Raw genomic sequence first — 20,278 nt, 5'->3', positions numbered from 1 at the left:
AAATCTTTTTATCCTGCCCAACCTTCCCTATCCAAACTCCTATAATTAATCGATTCGGCTAAATGCTCGAGTTCTACATTTTCACTTCCGGCCAAATCGGCAATGGTTCGGGCCACTTTTAAAATCCTATCGTAAGCACGGGCCGATAATCCTAGCTTTTCCATTGCGGTTTTTAATAAATTAGTACCTGCTTCGCTGATCTGACATACTTTACGCACCATTTTCGGGCTCATTTGGGCGTTGCAGTGCAGTTCTTCTTTATCAAGAAAACGTTTGTCCTGAATTTCCCGGGCTTTAATTACACGTTCCCTAATGAGGTTGCTTCTTTCTGTATCGGCTTTGGAGGCTAGTTCTGTAAAATTAACCGGCGTTACTTCTACATGAAGATCAATCCTGTCCAGAAGCGGTCCGGATATTTTACTCAGGTACTTTTGAACAACACCTGGCGCACAAACACAATCTTTCTCCGGATGGTTGTAAAAACCACATGGGCAGGGATTCATCGAGGCCACCAGCATAAAGCTGGCAGGATATTCTACCGAAAACCTTGCCCTTGCTATGGCCACTTTACGGTCTTCTAAAGGTTGGCGCATTACCTCTAAAACAGTACGTTTAAACTCAGGCAGCTCATCTAAAAACAAAACGCCGTTATGTGCCAGCGATATTTCTCCAGGCTGTGGGTTCATTCCCCCGCCCACTAAGGCAACATCACTAATGGTATGGTGTGGGGAGCGGTACGGACGGATCGTCATTAAAGCATCGGCAGCAGAAAGTTTTCCGGCAACGGAATGGATTTTAGTGGTTTCTAAAGCTTCGTTTAAATTTAATGGGGGTAATATAGTTGGCAGGCGCTTGGCTAACATAGTTTTGCCTGCCCCTGGCGGACCGATTAAAATAACATTGTGACCACCTGCGGCTGCAATTTCCAATGCTCTTTTAATATTTTCCTGGCCTTTAACATCGGCAAAATCATGCTCGTAATTATTTATGTTTTTTAAGAATTCTTCTTTCGTATTGATTTTAACCTGTTCCAATGTTTCACTCTTATTAAAGAAAGCAATTACCTGAGCCAGGTTTTCTACGCCATAGGCAATTAAATCGTTTACAATGCCAGCCTCGCGAACATTTTGTTTCGGTAAGATGAAACCTTTAAAACCATCTTGCTGTGCTTGGATTGCGATTGGTAAGGCGCCTTTAATGGGTTGAATGGTCCCGTCTAAAGAGAGTTCACCCATGATGAAATAGTCGTCCAGTTCATCACCAGGGATTTGCCCAGATGCTGCTAAAATACCGATGGCTATTGGAAGGTCATAGGATGAACCTTCTTTTTTGATATCTGCAGGCGCTAAATTGACTACAATTTTCTGCTTCGGCATACGGAACCCCGAAATATTAATGGCACTGGCCACACGTTGAAGACTTTCTTTTACCGCATTATCTGGCAGGCCTACCATATAGTATTTTGTACCCGCGCTAATATTCACTTCGATTGTTATGGTTAGTGCATTTACGCCATAAACAGCACTCCCGTATGTTTTTACAAGCATTGATTTTAATTAAAATAAATTCGGATGTAAATTATTCGGGATGAATATTATAAGCTAATATAATTAATAATCTTTAATTTTAGTTAACTATGAAAATACTAACAATGCTGAAAATTTTATCAATTATATATTTTCTGATTTCGAGTCAACAACTTTATTCACAAGGGAGGGGTGACACCATTAAAATAGATCTGAAAAAAGCAAAGGAAAAGCATGTTTACTCCTCAACTGAAGTAGACGCGCTTGCTCACTTTCCTGGTGCAGAAACCGCATGGAGAAGATATCTTTTAACTAATTCAAGATATGCTGAAATGCCTAAAAAGGATAGGGCTATTGGAAAGGTGTATTTGTCATTTGTAATTGAAAAGGATGGTAGAATAACAGATGCAGTAGTTACACTGGGTTTAAATTTTAAGTGTGATGAAGAAGCATTGCGGTTACTGAGAACTTCTGAAATGTGGATTCCAGCAACTTTAAAATCCAGAAAAGTGCGTTCAAAGGGAAATCTCAGTATCAGTTTTGGTTTGAATTAGGTTGATTAAACTGTCTTTGTTAAATAAACCTGATTGGACGATCCCGACTTTATGTCGGGACAGGGAAAGCAGGGCTGAACCCCCGTATGGAATGCTGAACCCCCATTTCCAAAACCTATAAAACAAAAATCCCGACCATTACTGATCGGGATTTGTATTATTTAAAGATGCTGATCCGGAAGGTTCGGGACAGCATGACGTGACTACAATAACCTTACGCCCTAAACCTTCTGCCTCAAACCTCTCTACTATCTGCCAAATGGCATCTTAGGCATGCCTTTCATCATTGCTGCCGCGGCTGCCGGGTTAGAAAACTGTTTCATCATTTTACGCATATCTTCAAACTGCTTAATCAGCTTGGTAACTTCTTCTACCTTGCTGCCCGAGCCTTTTGCAATACGTAAACGGCGGCTTTGCTGGATACTATCCGGGTTTTCTTTTTCAAAAGGAGTCATTGAGTTGATAATCGCTTCAATTGATTTAAAGGCATCGTCCTGAATATCTACATTCTTCATCATTTTGCCTACACCTGGTATCATACCCATCAAATCTTTCATGTTACCCATTTTCTTGATCTGCTGAATCTGGTTGTAGAAATCGTTGAAATCGAATTTATTCTTGCGGATTTTTTTCTGAAGTTCTGCTGCCTCTTTCTCATCGAACTGCATCTGTGCCCGTTCTACAAGCGAAACCACATCACCCATGCCCAAAATACGCGATGCCATACGGTCTGGATAGAAAACATCAAGGGCTTCCATTTTCTCGCCGGTACCGATAAATTTAATTGGCTTGTTTACTACCGATTTAATTGAAAGCGCTGCACCACCGCGGGTATCGCCATCTAATTTGGTTAAAACAACGCCTGTAAAATCAAGCCTGTCATTAAATACTTTGGCTGTATTTACCGCATCCTGACCGGTCATCGAATCTACCACGAATAAAATCTCGTGCGGCTGAGTTTTGGCCTTAACTTCAGATATTTCATTCATTAAAGATTCGTCGATCGCTAAACGACCTGCAGTATCTATAATGATTACGTTATTTCCATTTTGTTTACCGTGTGCAATACCTTCTAAAGCAATGCCAACAGGATCGTTTGATGCACGGTTAGCGTAAACTGAAACACCAACCGAGGTTCCTAAAACCTCCAATTGATCTACAGCCGCCGGGCGGTACATATCGCCTGCAACCAATAAAGGTTTTTTTCCTTTGCCTTTTAAATGCAAAGCCAGTTTCCCTGCAAAAGTAGTTTTACCCGCACCGTTTAAACCAGCAATTAAGATAATGGTAGGATTTGCTTTAGTATCTAACTCTGTAACTTCGCCACCCATTAAGGCTGCAAGTTCGTCGTTCATTATTTTGGTAAGCAATTGACCTGGAGAAACCGCGGTAAGCACATTTTGCCCCAAAGCTTTTTGCCTCACATCATCGGTAAATGCTTTTGCTGTTTTATAGTTAACATCGGCATCTAATAATGCTTTACGGATCTCTTTCATGGTTTCTGCCACGTTGATTTCCGTAATGCTGCCTTGTCCTTTTAGTACTTTAAATGCTCTGTCTAGCTTGTCCTGTAAATTATCAAACATCTTTTTTTAAGCTAAAAGCTTCATGCCGAAAGGCAGAAAGCTACTTGTTTTTAATAAAAGGCAAATGTATCAAATTTTGCTTGTAAATCTTAGCAACTCAAAGTCAAAACTTTAGGAAGATGAATATTAAATTCTCTTTTGGTGCAACATTTTGTTCAAGGCAGGGTCTTATACCTAACTAACCTAAACGAATGAAACGCTGCATCCTCCTTTTTTTTATATTTATTTGTGCTTTTTCCCAAGCCCAGGATATTTCGAAACAGCGCCAACTGGAAGCAAAAAGAACGCTGCAAAGCCCCAAAATAGACGGTATTTTAGATGATGAGTGTTGGAATAATGTTCCAATTGCTACTGATTTTATTCAGATCAGGCCAAATCCGGGAAAGATCGAAACTCATGATCGGCGCACTGAAATGAAGGTGCTTTACGATGACGTTGCGATTTATGTTTATGCCCGGATGTACGATCACCCAGACAGTGTTTCGCACGAGTTGGTGTCGAGGGATAATATTGGCAACGCCGATTTCATTTCGATTATTGTCGATCCCTTTTACGATAAGATGAACGGAAATGGCTTTTTCGTTACGGCTGCAGGTGTTCAGTTTGATGCCAAATACTCGCAGGTTGGTGATGAAGATTCAAATTGGAACGCAGTATGGGAAAGTGCCGTTAAAATTGATGATAAAGGGTGGACCTGTGAAATGAAGATCCCTTATTCGGCCTTGCGTTTCTCTGGTAAGGATGTTCAGAACTGGGGTTTGAATTTTAGCCGCAGGATGCAAAGGAAAAACCTTCAAACCTTTTGGAATTTTGTAGACCCTAAAGTAAATGGCTTTATCAATCAGGAAGGGTTGTGGATGGGAATAAAAAATGTTAAACCTCCGCTAAGATTATCTTTTTCGCCATATATTTCGGCTTATGTAAATCATTATCCTGTTAATTTGCCCGGGGTAAAAAACACAACCTCGCGGTTTAATGGAGGGATGGATGTTAAATACGGGATTAACAACAGTTTTACACTGGATATGACCTTGGTACCCGATTTTGGACAAGTGCAATCCGATAACCGGATATTAAACCTCACTCCTTTTGAAGTGAAATTTAATGAAAACCGGCAGTTTTTTACCGAGGGAACAGAATTGTTTAACAAAGGTGATCTGTTTTATTCGAAGCGCATCGGTTCTATTCCGTCCTATTATAATTACAGCGCGGTAGGCAGCAGTGATAAAATTGTAAAAGATCAAACTGAAGCCAAGGTATTAAACGCCACAAAAATTTCAGGACGGACAGCAAAAGGCCTGGGTATCGGGATATTTAATGCCATTACCAACAGCATGGAAACCGAGGTAGAGGATGCTCAGGGTAACTTTCGCATGGTAGAAACGCAACCGCTCACCAATTATAACATCCTGGTTTTCGATCAGTCGTTAAAAAACAACAGTTCGGCTACGTTTATCAACACAAATGTACTTAGGCAAGGTTCTGCTTATGATGCCAATGTAAGTGCCCTGCTTTTCAATTTAAACAATAAAGGCAATAAATATTTCGTAAACGGCGGGGGTAAAATGAGCTATTTAAGGGGTGAAGAGTCGAGCACGGGTTATAGCTACACCTTACGGTTTGGAAAACAGAGCGGCAATTTTACCTGGAGCTACAATCAGGTATATGCTGATGATAAATTTGATCCATCAGATATGGGTTTCTTTACCAATAACAACTTTTTAGATCAGCGGATTGGTATTGGTTATAACGTATACAAGCCAAGCAAATGGTATAATCAATTTGAAAGTTGGCTTAATTTAAATTATTCTCGCAGGGCAATACCGAGTGCTTATCAAAAAATAGGTACAAATGCAGGGTATTGGGTTCAATTTAAAAATCAATGGTCGGCAGAGGTTGATTTAAGTGTAGATAGAAAAGGGAACGACTTTTACGAAGCCCGAAATGGACAAATGTATCAGGCGCCAGGAAATTTTGGTGTTGCCTTGTATATAAATCCCAACCGCGCCAAGGCCTATAATTTTGGTGGAAATGTGCGCTATTTTGAACAGCGACTTTTTGGCGGTAAACAATACAACTTTTACTTTTTCCAGAACCTGCGGTTAAATGATAAGATTGCTTTTGGTTTAGACCTTAATTTTAACCCGAACTACGATTATGTAAACTGGGTAACTGCACAAGGTGATCAAGCTATTTTCTCTAAATACGACCGCAGAACGGTAGAAAACTCATTTGATGCTAAATACACCTTTACCAACTTAATGGGGTTAACAGTTGTACTAAGACATTATTGGAGTGACAGAAGAAATAAAGAATTTTACCTGCTTCAGCCTGATGGCCATTTAACTGATTATCAAGGACCAACATTAACCGGGATGGATAGGAACTATAATGTGTTTAATATTGATTTGATTTATACCTGGCAATTTGCACCCGGCAGCACTCTTTCTGTTTCGTACAAGGATGCCGCCGAAACTTATGATACCTTTTACACGCAACGTTACAACAAAAACCTAAGCGGGATTTTAAATGCTCCTCAGAATAACAGCCTTTCGGTGAAGGTTTTATATTATGTAGATTATCTCGATCTGAAGAAAAAAAGCAAAAAGGGATAAGTTAGGGTGTTCCTAGCCTTGGGTTTAAACCCAAGGCTAGGAAATATGACTTAGACTTACCTTGCTTTACCAGGGCTTACGCCAAATTTTTTACTAAAGGCACTGCTGAAATGTTGTACCGAAGAATAGCCCAGTTCGTCGGAAATATTCTTGATATTTTTGCTGCTATCGGCCAGGAGTTCTTTGGCACGCATCAATTTATAATCGCTTAAATAGCCAAAAACGGTGTTTTTGAAAACTTCTTTAAAGCCATGTTTCAGTTTAAACTCGTTTATGCCCGCAACCTTTGCCAGTTCGGTTAAACATGGCGGATGATTGGCGTTGGCTAACAGATATTCTCGTGCATAATAAATGCGGTCTTTATCGTAGGTCGATTTAATGGTAAGGGTGTCGGTTTTTTTTGCTGCAAGTTCAAAAGCCTGGGCTTGCAATGCCAACAGTTCGAGGCATTTAGATTGCAGGAACAAGAGCTTTAATCCACCGGTAAACTGGCAGTTCATAATATCATTTATACAACTGTGCATGGCTAAGCTGATGGGCAGGTTTTCTGATGAAAGCTCTACCGAACGGTTGTTCATGATTTTTTCGGCAAAGTTTTTTAGCAAAGTGCTGCTTTCGCCAGTTAAATCAACGAAACGTGATCTTTCGAAATTTACCTCGAAAAATTTATGCGGACCACCTACCGTAAATTCTGCCATCCCATCAAAATCAGGACTATAAATAATATTGTGCTGATTGGCTTTGATATCCAGGCGCTTGTTGGTGAGGTAATTTTCCATAATCCCGCCGCCTGTAATTGAAAAATGAAGCTCAACCATATCGGGCTCATCAAAAGATTTAATGCGCAGGCGGCTCTTTTTCACGAGCATATCGCCGTAAACAATGTAAATACCCGAAAAAGCGATCTCCACAATCTCTGCATCGCCAAAAGGAAAGCTGTATTTGTCCCTTCTTTCGGTTACCAGTGCCTGATTAAATTCGTTATTGTCGAACTTGTTACCAACAATATAGTATTTATCGTCACCATCATAAATGTTTAAAGCCATAAAATCCTTTTGATATAAACTTTAATCCTTTTGGTATAAAAAGATGCGTTTGTTAGACAATTACTTTTGTTCAAAGTTACTAAACAAAGAATACGATGCCAAAAATACCATCATGGCTGGCCAACACAATGGAAAAAGTGATCAGCAATAAAATATATCAGGTAGAAGTTGTAGAAACTAAAATGTTAAGCAGCAACTTAAAGTGCGTTACCTTTAAAGGCGATTTTTTCGATGCCAAATTTATTCCTGGAATGGAAGTGCTGTTTAGGGTTAATGCAAACGAGTACCGACATTACACCCTATCTGCCTTTGATCAAATGAACGAAACCTGCGAGGTTATCTTTTATTTAAACAGACAAGGGCCTGGGCACAGCCTTGCCGTGAATATTCAGAAAGGAGACACTTTAAAGCTTATTTTAGACCGTGCTAGGATTAAATATAAGGAAGAATCTAATCAGCATTTCTTTTTTGGCGATGAAACCAGTCTGGGTTTGTACGAGTCGCTTGGGAAAAAAGTGGTAGATGAGGATGTGGAATATTTTGGCATTTTAGAGCTGCAGGAAGAAAACCTTTGTGCTGCTGAGCAGCTAAATCTGTTGATCGATGTGGTTCCTTCTGATGTGGATACTCCTGCTAAAAATGCGATCAACTGGATGGAAAATATGCACCCAATGTGCTGGGAAATGTGGCAAAATGCTACTTTCTACCTAACAGGAAGAGCAAAATCGATACAGCTGTTTAAAAGGTACCTAAAGCAAAGGGGAGTAAGCTTTAGGCAGATTGTTACGATGCCATATTGGGAAATTGGTAAAGTTGGTGGTGCCTAAGCCTATCTGGGAAAGGTAAAGCCAAAACCCAGGGCTAAAGTTTGGTTCGCCTGTATTTTGTTTGTACCTGTATCATCATCAAATAAGAGTACACCTGTTAAGCTGGTGTTCATAAAACGGTTGATTTTTGCAGTTAAAGCGATATCTAACCTGTGATCGATTTTACTGGCCTTAAAATCTTTATATGGAATGAACATGGCATATCGTGCTTTTAGATTTGTATTGGTAAAAATATCCTTATCGAAAGCACTTACAATTTGAAAAGCCAGCTCGTTTTTAAAATTTTTTCCTTTTTCAACTGCATAAACCTCGTTTTTATTGTCATAAACCGCTGTGTCGAGTACAAAAGTCTGTCTGGCTGTACCTGTACCAATCCGGGTTGAGAAATATTTAACCGGTTTATACTCAAAACCGATAGATTCGGTTAAATAACCTGGCGCCATAAATTTAGAAATCAAAACCTGTTGTTCGTCTCCATTGCCATCTCTATAATATCTGAAGCCTTTATCAAACTGAGATTCAAAGCTTATCGATCCAAAAAAGAACCAGCTTTTGGAGAGCTGGAAAGAGGCTTTGTTATCCCAAAAAATACGGTCGTTGGTTTTCTTTTGCAACTGATCTTTATTTTTGATTTTACCATATTGCAAAACAAGTTCACTGATATAACTATAGCTGTTTTTATTATACTCTGCTTTCCAGTTTAACAAACCGCCAACCGCCACAGAGTTGGTACCCCCGCCTTTCCAATTGTTGCTAAACTGGGCCTGGTTAACATTGATGCCGATGTTGGTTTTTGTTTTCCAGTAATTAATCTTAGCATTTACAACCAGGGGCTTAATTTTTACAGGTTCAAAGTTTAATGGTCCTTGTCTGCTCGGCAAAGGACTACGCTTTAACTTTATGTTCAGGTCTTTTGTATTGATCGGAATAGTATCAATTTCCTGTGCATATAATTTTGTAGAGCAGAAACTTAGAATCAGGATTATGGCAGCTAAACAGTTCTTCATTACCTACAAAGAAAAAGAAAAATTTTAGAGATAAAAAGCATTTAACAAAATGATTGTCAGATTGACAATTGAATTGGAGGCGAAAACTATTGTTTCAGATCTTTTTAAACCAACCGTACCAATTACCCTTTTTTAGGTATTTTAAATCATTTTCGTGTTCATAGGCTTCCTTTTCAAAAACGATGTTACGATAGGCTAAATCATGGTTCCGGCATTTAATAAGATTAATCAGGTAGTTAGCCAGATATAAAATATAAAAAGGGAAAATAAGCAATTCCAATTGCTGACGTAAATGGATTTTTTCGTGGTTAATAATGATTGGGTCGTTTTTAAAGCGCGGCGATTTTAACAGGATAAATGGAAAGATTGCCATGCCCGCTGCCGGGAGTTTTTTAACGATGATGATTGGCGCCCTCACAGCTTATCGATGGTTATTTTAGGTAATGGAGGCAATTGCAGTGCTTTTGGGTTTAACCTGTAGCTTTTATAGGCATTTCTGATAAACTGGTTAAAAGAATAATCAGTAGCATCGAGCACAAACTGGTAAGTTGGGCGGTATTGCTGCATAAAATCAGTGAGTTCAGCATCTTTTATACCTAATACCTGGCTAACAAGGCTAGCGCTGAAACGATAATCGATCAGGTCTTCCCGATAGTCTTTTTCCAGGATTTTTTGAAGGTGACGGGCATTTCTTCCTTGCCTGCTTAACAGATTATAGATCGCATCGATGCCTAAACCAACACCGCCGTTACCTAAATTCAATAAATCTTTACTACTTCCTTTCATGGTTTGGTAACGATATTCCTGAACATTTTTTTCGTATTGCTGCTGCGGACTTAATCTTTTTTGTTGAATAAGTACATCGCGCAGTCTTATACCCAATGATCTGAGTTGAAAGTATGCGGCAGTTTGTCCCTTAAAAACAATTGTATCTACCCCGTAGCCCGATAAAGCTGCAACTAAGGTATCACCCGGCAGCGCAAAAGTGCTAAACTCGCCTTTCGTATTGTTGTATAAACCATCACCTGTGCGGATGTTATAGATATAAACCTTGGCCAAACGCTGCTTGGTTTCTTTATCAATAACAATTCCCTGCACAGGTTTATTCTGCGCATGAAGCAACGTAGAGAAGCCGAAAGCAAGTATAAAGGGAAGAAAAAATTTCATTAAGCTACAAAACTACAAATATCTGGCAGGCTATGTTTGTACTTAACATTATTTAACCTTAAGTATTTGACCCAGCTTAATGGCGTCGGTACTCATTTCGTTCAACATTTTTAACTGATCAACCGTTAAATTAAAGCGTTTTGCAATATTGTAGAGTGTATCTCCTTTAACAACGGTATAAGTACCATCGGCAAGAATGGGTTTAGCTCCAGCAGGTGGGGTTTCCACTGGTGTAAATTTAGCCTTTTCCTGCGGGATATTCTGGTTGATTTCTGAAAAGACACGATCCTCCCTGGCAATCTTTTGCTTTTCGCTTTCCGGTTGATCATATTGGTAAAGCTGGTATTTTTCGATGGTATTGATCAATAAATCCGGATATTTTGGATTGGTGGCATATCCGGCTGTTTTTAATCCCTGCGCCCAACTTTTGTAATCGTTTTTGTCCAACTGGAAGAGAAAGCTATAACGTTTGCGCTTTAAAAACTCAGAGTGATCCCTGAAAGATTCGCGGGCATCCTTATACACCCTAAAACAGTCGTTTTTTTGATCATCGTCCCGGAAGTAGTTTTTCCCCTTCCAGTCTGATGTACATTTAATACCAAAATGATTGTTTGCATATTTGGCCAGATCGCTATTTCCACTACCCGATTCTAAAATTCCCTGCGCCAATGTAATACTTGCAGGAATTCCGTTTGCATTCATTTCTTCAACCGCCACTCCTTTAAACTCATCAATGTAACTTAAGGTATTGTAACTTTTGTACGAATTGTTGTTGGCTTTGTTGGCTGCTTTTTCTATCTGTTTGTTATTTTTAGAAAATTTGCGCGTACCACAAGAGCTGAAAAAAATTAGGGTTGCTGCTATAAGGATGTAATGGTTATATGAACGCATTGATGTTATGATTAGTTTAAACGGTTAATTGTAGGAATTGGTTAACTGTATGGCTTTATCGACTTTGGACTCATGACTCAAAACTTCAACTTCTGTCCAGGTTTTAAGTTCGCTTTTTTTATGCCGTTTTTCTGCATGAGGGCTTTAACGGTGGTGCCTTTCTTTTTGGCAATTATACTTAGGTTGTCTCCAGATTTTACGGTATAAGTTTTAGTTGTTCTTCTGTTTTTGCTGCGGCGGTGAACTGGCGCTGCATAAACAGGTTCTTCATATCCGTCTGGCCTTTCATCGTATTGGTAGAGTTCATATTTTTTAATTAATCCAATTACCTGGCTGGCCCAGCTTCTGCTGCTGGCATAACCGCAACGGCGGATTCCATAAGCCCAGCCTTTATAATCGTATTGATCGTATTTTTCGAAAAGATTATTAAAAGGCTTGCGGGTTTCCATAATTTCTACAAAATGGCTGTAAGATTCATCCGCATTTAAATAATCGCGATAGGATGAACGGATTTCTGCATTGTTATTCGGGCCTTTAACTCCAAAATGATTATTAAGGTGTTGTGCGATTTTACTATTTCCTGCAGCAGATTCGTGTATGGCAACAGCTAAAATAACGCTGGCTGGAATTTTATGATCGTGCATTAAACCCTGTGCATATTCTACGTGCTCTGCAATATATTCTTCCGTATCTTGCGCTCTTGCAACAATCCCTGTTAAAAGGAGCAGACAAAAAGTAAATATTTTTTTAGTCATGGTTAACTGTACAAATTGTTTAATTGGTTAACTGTACGATTAACCGATTAAAACAATTAACCGATTAACCACTATATGTTAAGCTTTCTTCCTAATCACAAACAAACCATCGCGAACAGGTAATATCAGTTTCTCAACCCGTTCATCTGCAGCTATTTTATCATTAAAACTAGTAATATTTCTGGTGTCTTTATCCTGTTTCTCCTGCAGTACTTTTCCACTCCATAATACATTATCCACAATGATAACCCCGCCCGGGCGAACGCGATCAAAAATCAGATCGTAATAGGTGCCATTATTTTTCTTGTCGGCATCGATAAAAACAATGTCGAAAACTTCATCTAAACCCGCAATCGTGGTGGTGGCATCGCCCAAGATGTAGTTGATCTGATCATTAAATGCAGATTGCGCAAAGTTACGACGAACCATATCTTCCAATTCCTCATTAATATCCAGCGTATACAGCAGGCCATCTTTGGTTAAGCCCTCAGCCAGGCATAGCGTAGCATAACCAGTAAAAGTGCCGATCTCTAAAATCCTTTTAGGGGAAATCATTTTGCTCAGCATGCTCAAAACCCGGCCTTGATAGTGGCCAGATAACATGCGGGGCATTAAAACTTTAAGGTTGGTTTCGCGGTCTATCTGTTGAAGCAATTCGCTCTCAGGTTCGCAATAGGCAATTAGTAAATCCTGTAAATCGTCGTTTATTAGGCTCATTTGTTGGTTATAAACGGTTACTTTCCATAAAATATTGTAAAATGATGGTTGCGGCAATGGTATCAACCCGATCTTTATCTCTTCGGTCCATTTTTTTTAAGCCACTTTGCATAATGGCCTGATGGGCGAGTTTAGAGGTAAAACGCTCATCAACCCAATGCCTTGGGATATCGGGGAATGATTTTTTTAACAGTGTGGCAAAACCCTTTACATGTTGTGCCGAATCGGATGGAGAACCATCCATCTGTTTGGGATCACCCAATACAAAAGCTTCCACCTGCTCGCTGAGCATATATTTTTTAACATATTCGATCACATCTTTGGGATGAACTGTATCCAGTCCGGTCGCAATAATCTGCAAGGGATCGGTTACCGCGATGCCGATGCGTTTTGTTCCGTAATCAAATGCGAGGATCCGTGCCATAAAAATAGTTAAGCGTTGGGTGTTTGGCGTAAAGTGTTTAGCCCGTTTAAAAAAATAAAAGCCAAAGGTAAGGTTTTTGAAATAATAGGTAAACCTAAGCGGTAATGCTTTGGTAACGTGTATGTTATTGGTGTTTGTGGCTAAAAAAAATGATTTGTTCCATTTTTTAGGAAAGCAAAACCTGTAGTACCTGGGAATGTAGGGCCCTGCTGTATGCTTTAGCCCTCATGCTTCGGGGCTGCCGCTTCCATCAGGTTTTTTGATTCAGGTCTGTACGGTTTGGGTGAAGTTGGGGAGCATACTATATCTGGATGTTCTGGTTTTAAAGGTTTATTTCCGAAGAATTACTGATTGAGTTAAATAAACCTGATAGAGCGTAAAGCCCACAGCGTAGCGAGGACTTGAAGCGATAGCAGGGCTTTCGGAACCGAAATGCACAAGACCTTGCTTTTCAAAATAAAATTGACCAAATAAGCTAACAGAAGTGATGAGCTTTATTTAACACTAAAAAATGTGTTTCAAAAGTAAGATCGTAATGACGAATGTGTGAATCTCATATCTATTTCTTATTTTGCACCAAATGCAGTTTAAAGAAATCATAGGACAGGAAAGAGTGAAGCAACAATTGGTGCAAACGGTTAAAGAAAACCGCATTAGCCATGCGCAACTGTTTTTGTCGCCTGCTGGTTCTGGCGCTGTACCACTGGCTATTGCCTACGCACAATACATTAATTGCCTTAACAAAGGCGAAAATGATAGTTGTGGCGAATGTTCGAGCTGTAGAAAATACGAGCGTTTAATTCATCCCGATCTCCATTTCTCCTATCCTTTTTTTGCTTCTGCGAGTGTGAAAACAGCTGTAGATGTATTGGAAGAATGGCGGGGCATGTTAATGCAAGACCCTTATTTCGATATCGATATCTGGCGTTCTAAACTTGATGCAGCCAATAAACAGGCTAATATTAATATTGCCGAATGCCACGATATTATTAAAAAACTAAGTTATAAAGCCTTCGAAGCCGAAACCAAGGTTTTAATTATGTGGCTGCCCGAATATTTGGATAAAGCTGGGAATGCGCTGCTTAAATTAATTGAAGAGCCACCTGCAAATACTTTATTTATTTTAATTGCGCAAAGTCAGGATCAGATTTTAACCACCATTTTATCCAGAACGCAAATTGTGAAAATCCCAAAGCTTTCGTCGGAAGAGGTAACCGGATATTTATTAAAGGCGAGTGGATTAAGCGAGCACCAGGCTATTGATTACTCATTTTTGGCTGATGGAAATTTAATTGAAGCAAAGGCACTGGCTGCCGATACGCAAAGTGATAGTTCGGGTACGTTTACTGCCTGGTTGCGGATGGGTTTTGGTAACAAAGTTCCCGATCTGATCGAGTTTACCGACGAGGCAGCCAAGTGGGGCAGAGAAAACCAGAAGAATTTTTTAAAATATGGCGTAAATTATTTACGCGAATGCTGTTTAATTTTAAGTGGTGCTGAAGAATTGGTGAAATTACCGCCCCTAACCTTCGAAACAGCGAAAAAACTCAGTACACATGTACTTACCTTGCCTATGGCAGAGGCTATAATCGGCGAACTGGAAAAGGCACATTACCACATTGAAAGAAACGCGAACCCGAAAATTCTGTTTTTAGATGTATCTTTACAATTGGTAAAAATTATCAAGTTTAAAACGCTCCCTGCGGGGACTCAATATATATACAATTAATATGGGATGTGGAAGTTGTTCAACAGGTGGTGGTTGCACCCCTAATGGATGCAAAAGTAATGGCTCATGCGGCACCGGTGGTTGCCAAACAATGGAAGTTCACGATTGGCTATCTAATTTGGATATGCCTTCTAATTATAAACCTTTTCAGGTTACAGAAATCAAATTTAAAGGCTCACGCAAAGAGTTTTTCCTCAATAACGATAACATTTACCTCGAAATTGGGGAACTTGTTGCCGTTGAAGGGCCAACTGGTGGTTTTGATGTGGGGCATGTTTCGCTTACGGGCGAACTGGTAAGGATCCAAATGAAACGCCGTAAAACGGCACTCGATCAGGTAACCAAAAAAATCTACCGTAAGGCTACAGAAGCTGATGTAGAAAAATGGAATGCCGCTAAAGGGATGGAGTGGGAAACCATGCACAAAGCCCGTAAGCTAGCCTTGGATCTTCGTTTACAGATGAAAATCAGTGATGTAGATTATCAGGCCGATAAAACAAAAGCCACTTTCTTTTATACAGCAGATGGACGTGTGGATTTCCGTGAGCTCATTAAAAAAATGGCAGAGAGTTTCCGTATCAGGATTGAAATGCGCCAGATCGGGATGCGCCAGGAAGCTGGCCGTTTAGGCGGAATTGGCTCCTGCGGTAGAGAATTATGCTGCTCAACCTGGTTAACCAACTTCAAAACCGTATCTACGGCTGCGGCGCGTTATCAAAACTTATCATTAAATACTTTAAAGCTTGCGGGGCAGTGCGGTAAATTAAAATGCTGTTTAAACTATGAGCTGGATACCTATTTGGATGCTTTAAAGGATATTCCCGATAGAATTGAAAACCTTGATACTGAGGCTGGTTATGCCCGTCACCAAAAAACAGACATTTTCAAAAAAATCATGTGGTTTAGTTACATGGGTGATGAAAACTGGATTCCTGTTAAAGCTGCGCGTGTAAAAGAGATCATGGCAATGAACAAGGCAGGCAAAAAAGCGCCTAACTTAAAAGAAGAAGCCGTTCAGATTGCTGCACCGGTTGTGGTAGAAAAATCTTTCGATTACGAAAATGTAGTTGGTCAGGATAGTTTAACCCGTTTAGATGAACGCTCGAGGGGTAAAAACAACCAGAACAAAAACAATAATCAGAAAAACAACCGCAACAATAACCAAAATAAAAGAGAAAGAATTCCTACCGGAGAGAAAAATGCAGGGCCTAATAATAGGGCTCAGCAAGCTCAACAGGGGGGGAAACAACAGCCTAACGGACCAAAGCCACAACAGGCAGTGCCTAAACCACAGCATGTTAACGGGCCAAAACCTCAAAACAATAAGCCAAAACAACAGCAGCCACAAGCACAAAAGCCTGTAGTAAAAGCTGAAGGAAATGTAGCAGCTGAGGGTGTTAAGCCAGAACAGAGCAAAAACAAGAATAGAAATAACCGTAGGAAAAATAATAACCGCCGAAACAATAACAATGGCTCAGAAAATAAACCTGCTGCTGAATAAAAAGCAAATAATTTTACTTGGCTTTTTATTAATGGTTACCCTATTTATGGGCTGTACGGTCAGCGTAATTGATAGTAATGTAGAAATTGCCAACCGCAGATGGACCTACCGTAACCATATTTCGACGCCGTTTGAGATTAAGGATAATGCTAAGGCCTACAACGTTTATTTTAAGCTTAGACATACCGCCGATTACAAATATTCCAATATTTTTATCCTTGCCCATTTTAAAGATGGCAAGAAGATGATAACCCGGCGTTATCAATACAAACTCGCCAAAAATGATGGCGAATGGTTGGGCAGTGGTTCCGGAAATGTGTTTAGCTATACCCTGCCAATGTTAACCAACTATCATTTTCCCCGAAATGGCAAGTTTGAGGTCGAAATCGAGCAGAATATGCGCGATAATCCACTTTTAGAGGTAAGTGATGTTGGTTTATTGATTGAAGAGGCAAAATAAGTTTTGTTTTCACTTAGCATCTTGTTGATTATTTAATCCATTGTCATTGTTTATTTGTATTTAAGTGTGTTTTTCGGAATTTTATTTGGAAAAATTCGATATCACGCTAAATCTTTGTAATAAAATTGTTATTATTGTTTATAAACCTATGAACTATGATACGAATTTTACTCAAAAACATCCTACCCCTTCTCCTCTTTTTAATTTCTACTCAATTATTTGCCCAAGGCTTAAAAGGTAAGGTAACCGATTCTGCAGGCTTAGCTATTCCAGGTGCTACAGTTCAGGTAGTTGGCTCAAAAATTGGAACATCATCTGATGGAAATGGGCTTTATGCCTTAAAATTTCCTTTGCCGGGGGCTTATAAAGTGAGGATTTCTTTTACAGGCTACCAAACGGCCGAAGTAGCTGTTCAGATCGACAATACCGTAAAAACAATGGATTTTGCCTTGCAGGATGCGAAAGAACTGTTGAGTGATGTAGTTGTGGTTGGATCAAGATCAACGCCAAGAACGAACATCGAAAGTGTGGTCCCTGTTGATCTGATTTCTGCAAAAGATGTTAAAGTGTTTGCCCAAACAGATTTAACGCAGATTTTAAACTTTGTAGCGCCATCTTTTAGCTCTAACCGGCAAACGGTTTCTGATGGAACCGATCACATCGATCCTGCGTCTTTACGCGGTTTAGGCCCCGATCAGGTGTTGGTGCTGGTAAATGGAAAACGTAGGCATACTACAGCGCTGGTAAACATTAATGGTACCTTTGGCCGTGGTTCTGTTGGAACTGATTTAAATTCCATCCCGGTTTCGGCAATAGAACGCATTGAGGTGCTACGTGATGGTGCTGCAGCGCAATATGGTTCAGATGCCATTGCGGGGGTAATCAACATTGTGTTAAAAAAAGTAACACCGTATAGTTTTTCTACCTCTTTTGGCCAATCTTCTTCAAGTGCCCTGGGTCGCGATTTTAGCGATGGCAGAACCTTTCAGGTTGATTTTAGCAAGGGATGGGCATTTAAAAATGATAAAGGTTTCATCAATTTTGCGGCACAATACCTCCAAAGAGGCTATACAAACAGGGGCGGTTTAGATACCCGTCCGTTATTATATTCTGCGAGCCCAACTAAAGGTTCAACAGAAACAGAAGCCGCTTTTCAGGCCCGTTTTGCAAGTTTAAAGGCTGCTGATGATGCAAGAGCAAGAGCAAACGGCTTGGATAGAAACAACATGCGGGTGGGTAACTCCGATTCAAAAAATGGAGGGGGTTTCTTAAACGGGCAGTTTAATTTTGGTAAAACCACTCAATTGTACTATGCAGCTGGCTTTACCCACAAAACCGGAAGTGCCGCGGGTTTTTATCGCCTGCCAACACAAACCACACAGATTGATTTATCCATCTATCCTAATGGTTTTTTGCCTTTCATCGATACCAAGATTAATGATTATTCATTCTCAGCCGGATTAAGGGGTAAAATAGGCACTTGGGATTACGACCTAAGTAATACAAGTGGAGAGAATACCATCGCATTCAATATCAATAATACGGTAAATGCTTCTCTGCCTACTGGAACAAGTCCTACATCGTTTTACGCTGGGGAATTGCTATTCAGACAAAACACCAGTAACCTTGATTTAAACAAAAAACACACTTTTGAAGGTGGGGTTTTAACCTCATTAAATACTGCCTTTGGCGGAGAATTCAGGATAGATAATTACCAGATCAAAGAAGGCGAGCTTTTATCTTATTCAAATGGCGGAAGATTGATCGGAACATCCCCTACTGCATCAGGTGCGCAGGTATTCCCGGGCTTTAAGCCGAGCAACGCATTGGACAAATCGAGGCACAACGTTGGTGCCTATGCCGATCTAGAAGCTGAATTTGGTCCGCGGGTAACTTTAGGGGCTGCCGGACGTTACGAAAATTATAGTGATTTCGGTTCGAACTTTTCTTATAAATTTACAGGTAAGGTTAAACTTTTTGGAGATGTTTCCATCCGTGGCGCGTATGCCACAGGGTTTAGAGCACCATCTCTACACCAGCAATATTTTAATAATGAGAGTACACAGTTTGTGGGCACCAATGCCACTCAGGTTTTAACAGTAAATAATGCAAACCCTATTGTTGCCCAGTTTGGTGTTGGCGCATTAAAACCTGAAATTTCTAAATCGGGAAGTTTGGGTTTAGCAGGCAAAATCGCCAAAACCTTTACTTTTACCATCGATGCTTATAATATTGATATCAGCGACCGTATTGTTTTCTCCAGTCAATATGCCCGCGAACGTGCTGGCGGTGTTTTAGTGCCAACCGGTGTGGTGAACCAGATTTTAAATACGGTAGATCCTACAGCGCAGATTAACAGCGTACAGTTTTTTACCAACGCCATTACCACCAATACCGCAGGTATCGATGTGGTTTTAACCAACAGGTTTAATTTGGGTGCAAAAAGCAGCTTAATTTTAAGTGTTGCTGGCAACGTAAACAAAACCGTGGTGAGAAGTATACAGGGTTCTGATAAAATTGAAAGTGATCCTACATTAAAGGCTAAACTTTTCGATCGTTTGGAACGCTCCCGTTTCGAAAGTTCAGTGCCTAAAAACAAACTGAATATTACCGCAACCTATAATGTAAATAAACTATCGTTTGTGGCAAGGACAGTTCGTTTTGGCGAGGTTACCTATTTAAATGCTATTGATCCAAATATTCCTGCCAATGGCTTGCCAACACAATTGGATCAGACTTTTGCGCCGAAATGGATAACTGATTTCTCTGTAAGCTACGCTGCGAGCAAAACCTGGTCGGTAACTGTGGGAGCGAATAACATTTTTGATGTTTACCCTGATAAGTTATATATCAATCCACGTAATAATGAAAATAATTTGAGTGGAGACGCTGCCAGTAATTATTCAGGTGGATTAGACAATACTTCGAATGGCAGGTTTTTGTACCCAAGAGCTGTTAGCCAGTTTGGTTTTAGTGGTAGGTATGTATATGGCAAAATTGCCTGTACATTTTAAAGAAATTTAAAAAAGAAAAGCGTCCAGATTTTAAATCGGGGCGCTTTTTTTGTTTTGTGCCCCACTTTGGGAGAAATAATAAAAAGTCGTCATCCTGAAGGGTAATTTATTTTATAAAAATCAATATGAGTGAAGTACAATTGTTTTCTTTTTCCATACACCAGGGGCTTGCCTCGGCTCGCCGCCGCCGAAGGGCTCTTTCTTTTTGGCATCAAAAAGAAACAAAAAATGCCGGCTGAAAATTTTTCTTTTGAGGGCAGTTGTGCGGCTAGAACAGTGCGGCCCGATCCCGATAGCTATCGGGATGTTAGGCCGGATTTAAGTAGAACGAAGATACAGTGCTATGGCACAGCTGGACGGAAATGCGAAAGCTGTTAAAATTTTGATTAGTAGTGTTTATAAATAGCACCATTGATAGCCTGTCGAAGGACAAATGCTTTATTTATTTTGACTATTAAG

Annotated in this window: 17 protein-coding genes; 7 read left to right on the top strand and 10 right to left on the bottom strand. The window is 40.0% G+C overall.

Features of this window, described 5'->3' with window-relative positions; all coding sequences use genetic code 11:
- Positions 1 to 8 precede the first annotated feature (8 nt).
- Positions 9 to 1,547, bottom strand: coding sequence for a YifB family Mg chelatase-like AAA ATPase (locus ASU31_RS03130; protein ID WP_057930944.1), 1,539 nt, complete (start codon positions 1,545 to 1,547; stop codon positions 9 to 11).
- A gap of 89 nt (positions 1,548 to 1,636) precedes the next feature.
- Here ASU31_RS03130 and ASU31_RS03125 point away from each other — a divergent pair, with 89 nt between their 5' ends.
- On the top strand, positions 1,637 to 2,080 hold the full coding sequence (locus ASU31_RS03125) for an energy transducer TonB (protein WP_057930943.1): 444 nt from the start codon (positions 1,637 to 1,639) through the stop codon (positions 2,078 to 2,080).
- 248 nt (positions 2,081 to 2,328) lie between these two features.
- Here ASU31_RS03125 and ffh read toward each other — a convergent pair whose 3' ends face one another.
- Positions 2,329 to 3,666, bottom strand: a complete 1,338-nt coding sequence (gene ffh, locus ASU31_RS03120) for a signal recognition particle protein (protein WP_057930942.1) — start codon at positions 3,664 to 3,666, stop codon at positions 2,329 to 2,331.
- A 191-nt stretch (positions 3,667 to 3,857) separates the two neighbouring features.
- On the opposite strand from ffh, the gene ASU31_RS03115 reads away from it, so the two are divergent.
- The gene (locus ASU31_RS03115) at positions 3,858 to 6,281 is read left to right on the top strand and encodes a DUF5916 domain-containing protein (protein ID WP_057930941.1); all 2,424 of its coding nucleotides are present in this window, start codon (positions 3,858 to 3,860) and stop codon (positions 6,279 to 6,281) included.
- Positions 6,282 to 6,337: 56 nt separating this feature from the next.
- On the opposite strand, the gene ASU31_RS03110 is transcribed toward ASU31_RS03115, so the two are convergent.
- Positions 6,338 to 7,327: a helix-turn-helix transcriptional regulator gene (locus tag ASU31_RS03110; protein ID WP_057930940.1), complete on the bottom strand. Its 990-nt coding sequence runs from the start codon at positions 7,325 to 7,327 to the stop codon at positions 6,338 to 6,340.
- Between the two features lie 95 nt (positions 7,328 to 7,422).
- Between ASU31_RS03110 and ASU31_RS03105 the strand changes: the two genes are divergently transcribed.
- Complete coding sequence (locus tag ASU31_RS03105) at positions 7,423 to 8,154, top strand: SIP domain-containing protein (protein WP_057930939.1); 732 nt, start codon at positions 7,423 to 7,425, stop codon at positions 8,152 to 8,154.
- 2 nt (positions 8,155 to 8,156) lie between these two features.
- On the opposite strand, the gene ASU31_RS03100 is transcribed toward ASU31_RS03105, so the two are convergent.
- The 7 genes from ASU31_RS03100 to ruvX form a co-directional block, all read right to left on the bottom strand.
- Complete coding sequence (locus tag ASU31_RS03100) at positions 8,157 to 9,161, bottom strand: DUF3078 domain-containing protein (protein ID WP_057930938.1); 1,005 nt, start codon at positions 9,159 to 9,161, stop codon at positions 8,157 to 8,159.
- 94 nt (positions 9,162 to 9,255) lie between these two features.
- Positions 9,256 to 9,534 carry a hypothetical protein gene (locus tag ASU31_RS03095; RefSeq protein WP_057931088.1) on the bottom strand — a complete coding sequence of 93 codons (279 nt, stop codon included), beginning with the start codon at positions 9,532 to 9,534 and terminating at the stop codon, positions 9,256 to 9,258.
- A 41-nt stretch (positions 9,535 to 9,575) separates the two neighbouring features.
- Entirely contained in the window at positions 9,576 to 10,328 is a 753-nt protein-coding gene (locus ASU31_RS03090) for a hypothetical protein (protein WP_057930937.1), read from the bottom strand.
- A gap of 48 nt (positions 10,329 to 10,376) precedes the next feature.
- Entirely contained in the window at positions 10,377 to 11,219 is an 843-nt protein-coding gene (locus ASU31_RS03085; RefSeq protein ID WP_057930936.1) for a glucosaminidase domain-containing protein, read from the bottom strand.
- A 77-nt stretch (positions 11,220 to 11,296) separates the two neighbouring features.
- Entirely contained in the window at positions 11,297 to 11,974 is a 678-nt protein-coding gene (locus ASU31_RS03080) for a glucosaminidase domain and LysM peptidoglycan-binding domain-containing protein (protein ID WP_057930935.1), read from the bottom strand.
- 78 nt (positions 11,975 to 12,052) lie between these two features.
- On the bottom strand, positions 12,053 to 12,691 hold the full coding sequence (locus ASU31_RS03075; RefSeq protein WP_057930934.1) for an O-methyltransferase: 639 nt from the start codon (positions 12,689 to 12,691) through the stop codon (positions 12,053 to 12,055).
- A 7-nt stretch (positions 12,692 to 12,698) separates the two neighbouring features.
- Positions 12,699 to 13,115 (bottom strand): Holliday junction resolvase RuvX, encoded by a 417-nt coding sequence (gene ruvX, locus ASU31_RS03070; protein WP_057930933.1) that lies wholly within the window; start codon positions 13,113 to 13,115, stop codon positions 12,699 to 12,701.
- Positions 13,116 to 13,695: 580 nt separating this feature from the next.
- Here ruvX and ASU31_RS03065 point away from each other — a divergent pair.
- The 4 genes from ASU31_RS03065 to ASU31_RS03050 all read left to right on the top strand — a co-directional run bounded on the left by ASU31_RS03065 (position 13,696) and on the right by ASU31_RS03050 (position 19,819).
- Entirely contained in the window at positions 13,696 to 14,844 is a 1,149-nt protein-coding gene (locus ASU31_RS03065; protein ID WP_057930932.1) for a DNA polymerase III subunit, read from the top strand.
- Position 14,845: 1 nt separating this feature from the next.
- Positions 14,846 to 16,345, top strand: a complete 1,500-nt coding sequence (locus ASU31_RS03060; RefSeq protein ID WP_083505255.1) for a PSP1 domain-containing protein — start codon at positions 14,846 to 14,848, stop codon at positions 16,343 to 16,345.
- The gene (locus ASU31_RS03055) at positions 16,314 to 16,805 is read left to right on the top strand and encodes a gliding motility lipoprotein GldH (protein WP_057930930.1); all 492 of its coding nucleotides are present in this window, start codon (positions 16,314 to 16,316) and stop codon (positions 16,803 to 16,805) included. Before ASU31_RS03060 ends, ASU31_RS03055 begins: the two co-directional genes overlap by 32 nt.
- Before the next feature lie 155 nt (positions 16,806 to 16,960).
- Positions 16,961 to 19,819 (top strand): TonB-dependent receptor, encoded by a 2,859-nt coding sequence (locus tag ASU31_RS03050; RefSeq protein WP_057930929.1) that lies wholly within the window; start codon positions 16,961 to 16,963, stop codon positions 19,817 to 19,819.
- Positions 19,820 to 20,278: the final 459 nt, after the last annotated feature.

This window comes from Pedobacter ginsenosidimutans (assembly GCF_001442625.1).
Lineage (GTDB): Bacteria > Bacteroidota > Bacteroidia > Sphingobacteriales > Sphingobacteriaceae > Pedobacter > Pedobacter ginsenosidimutans.
This window is presented reverse-complemented; position numbering and strand designations above follow the sequence as displayed.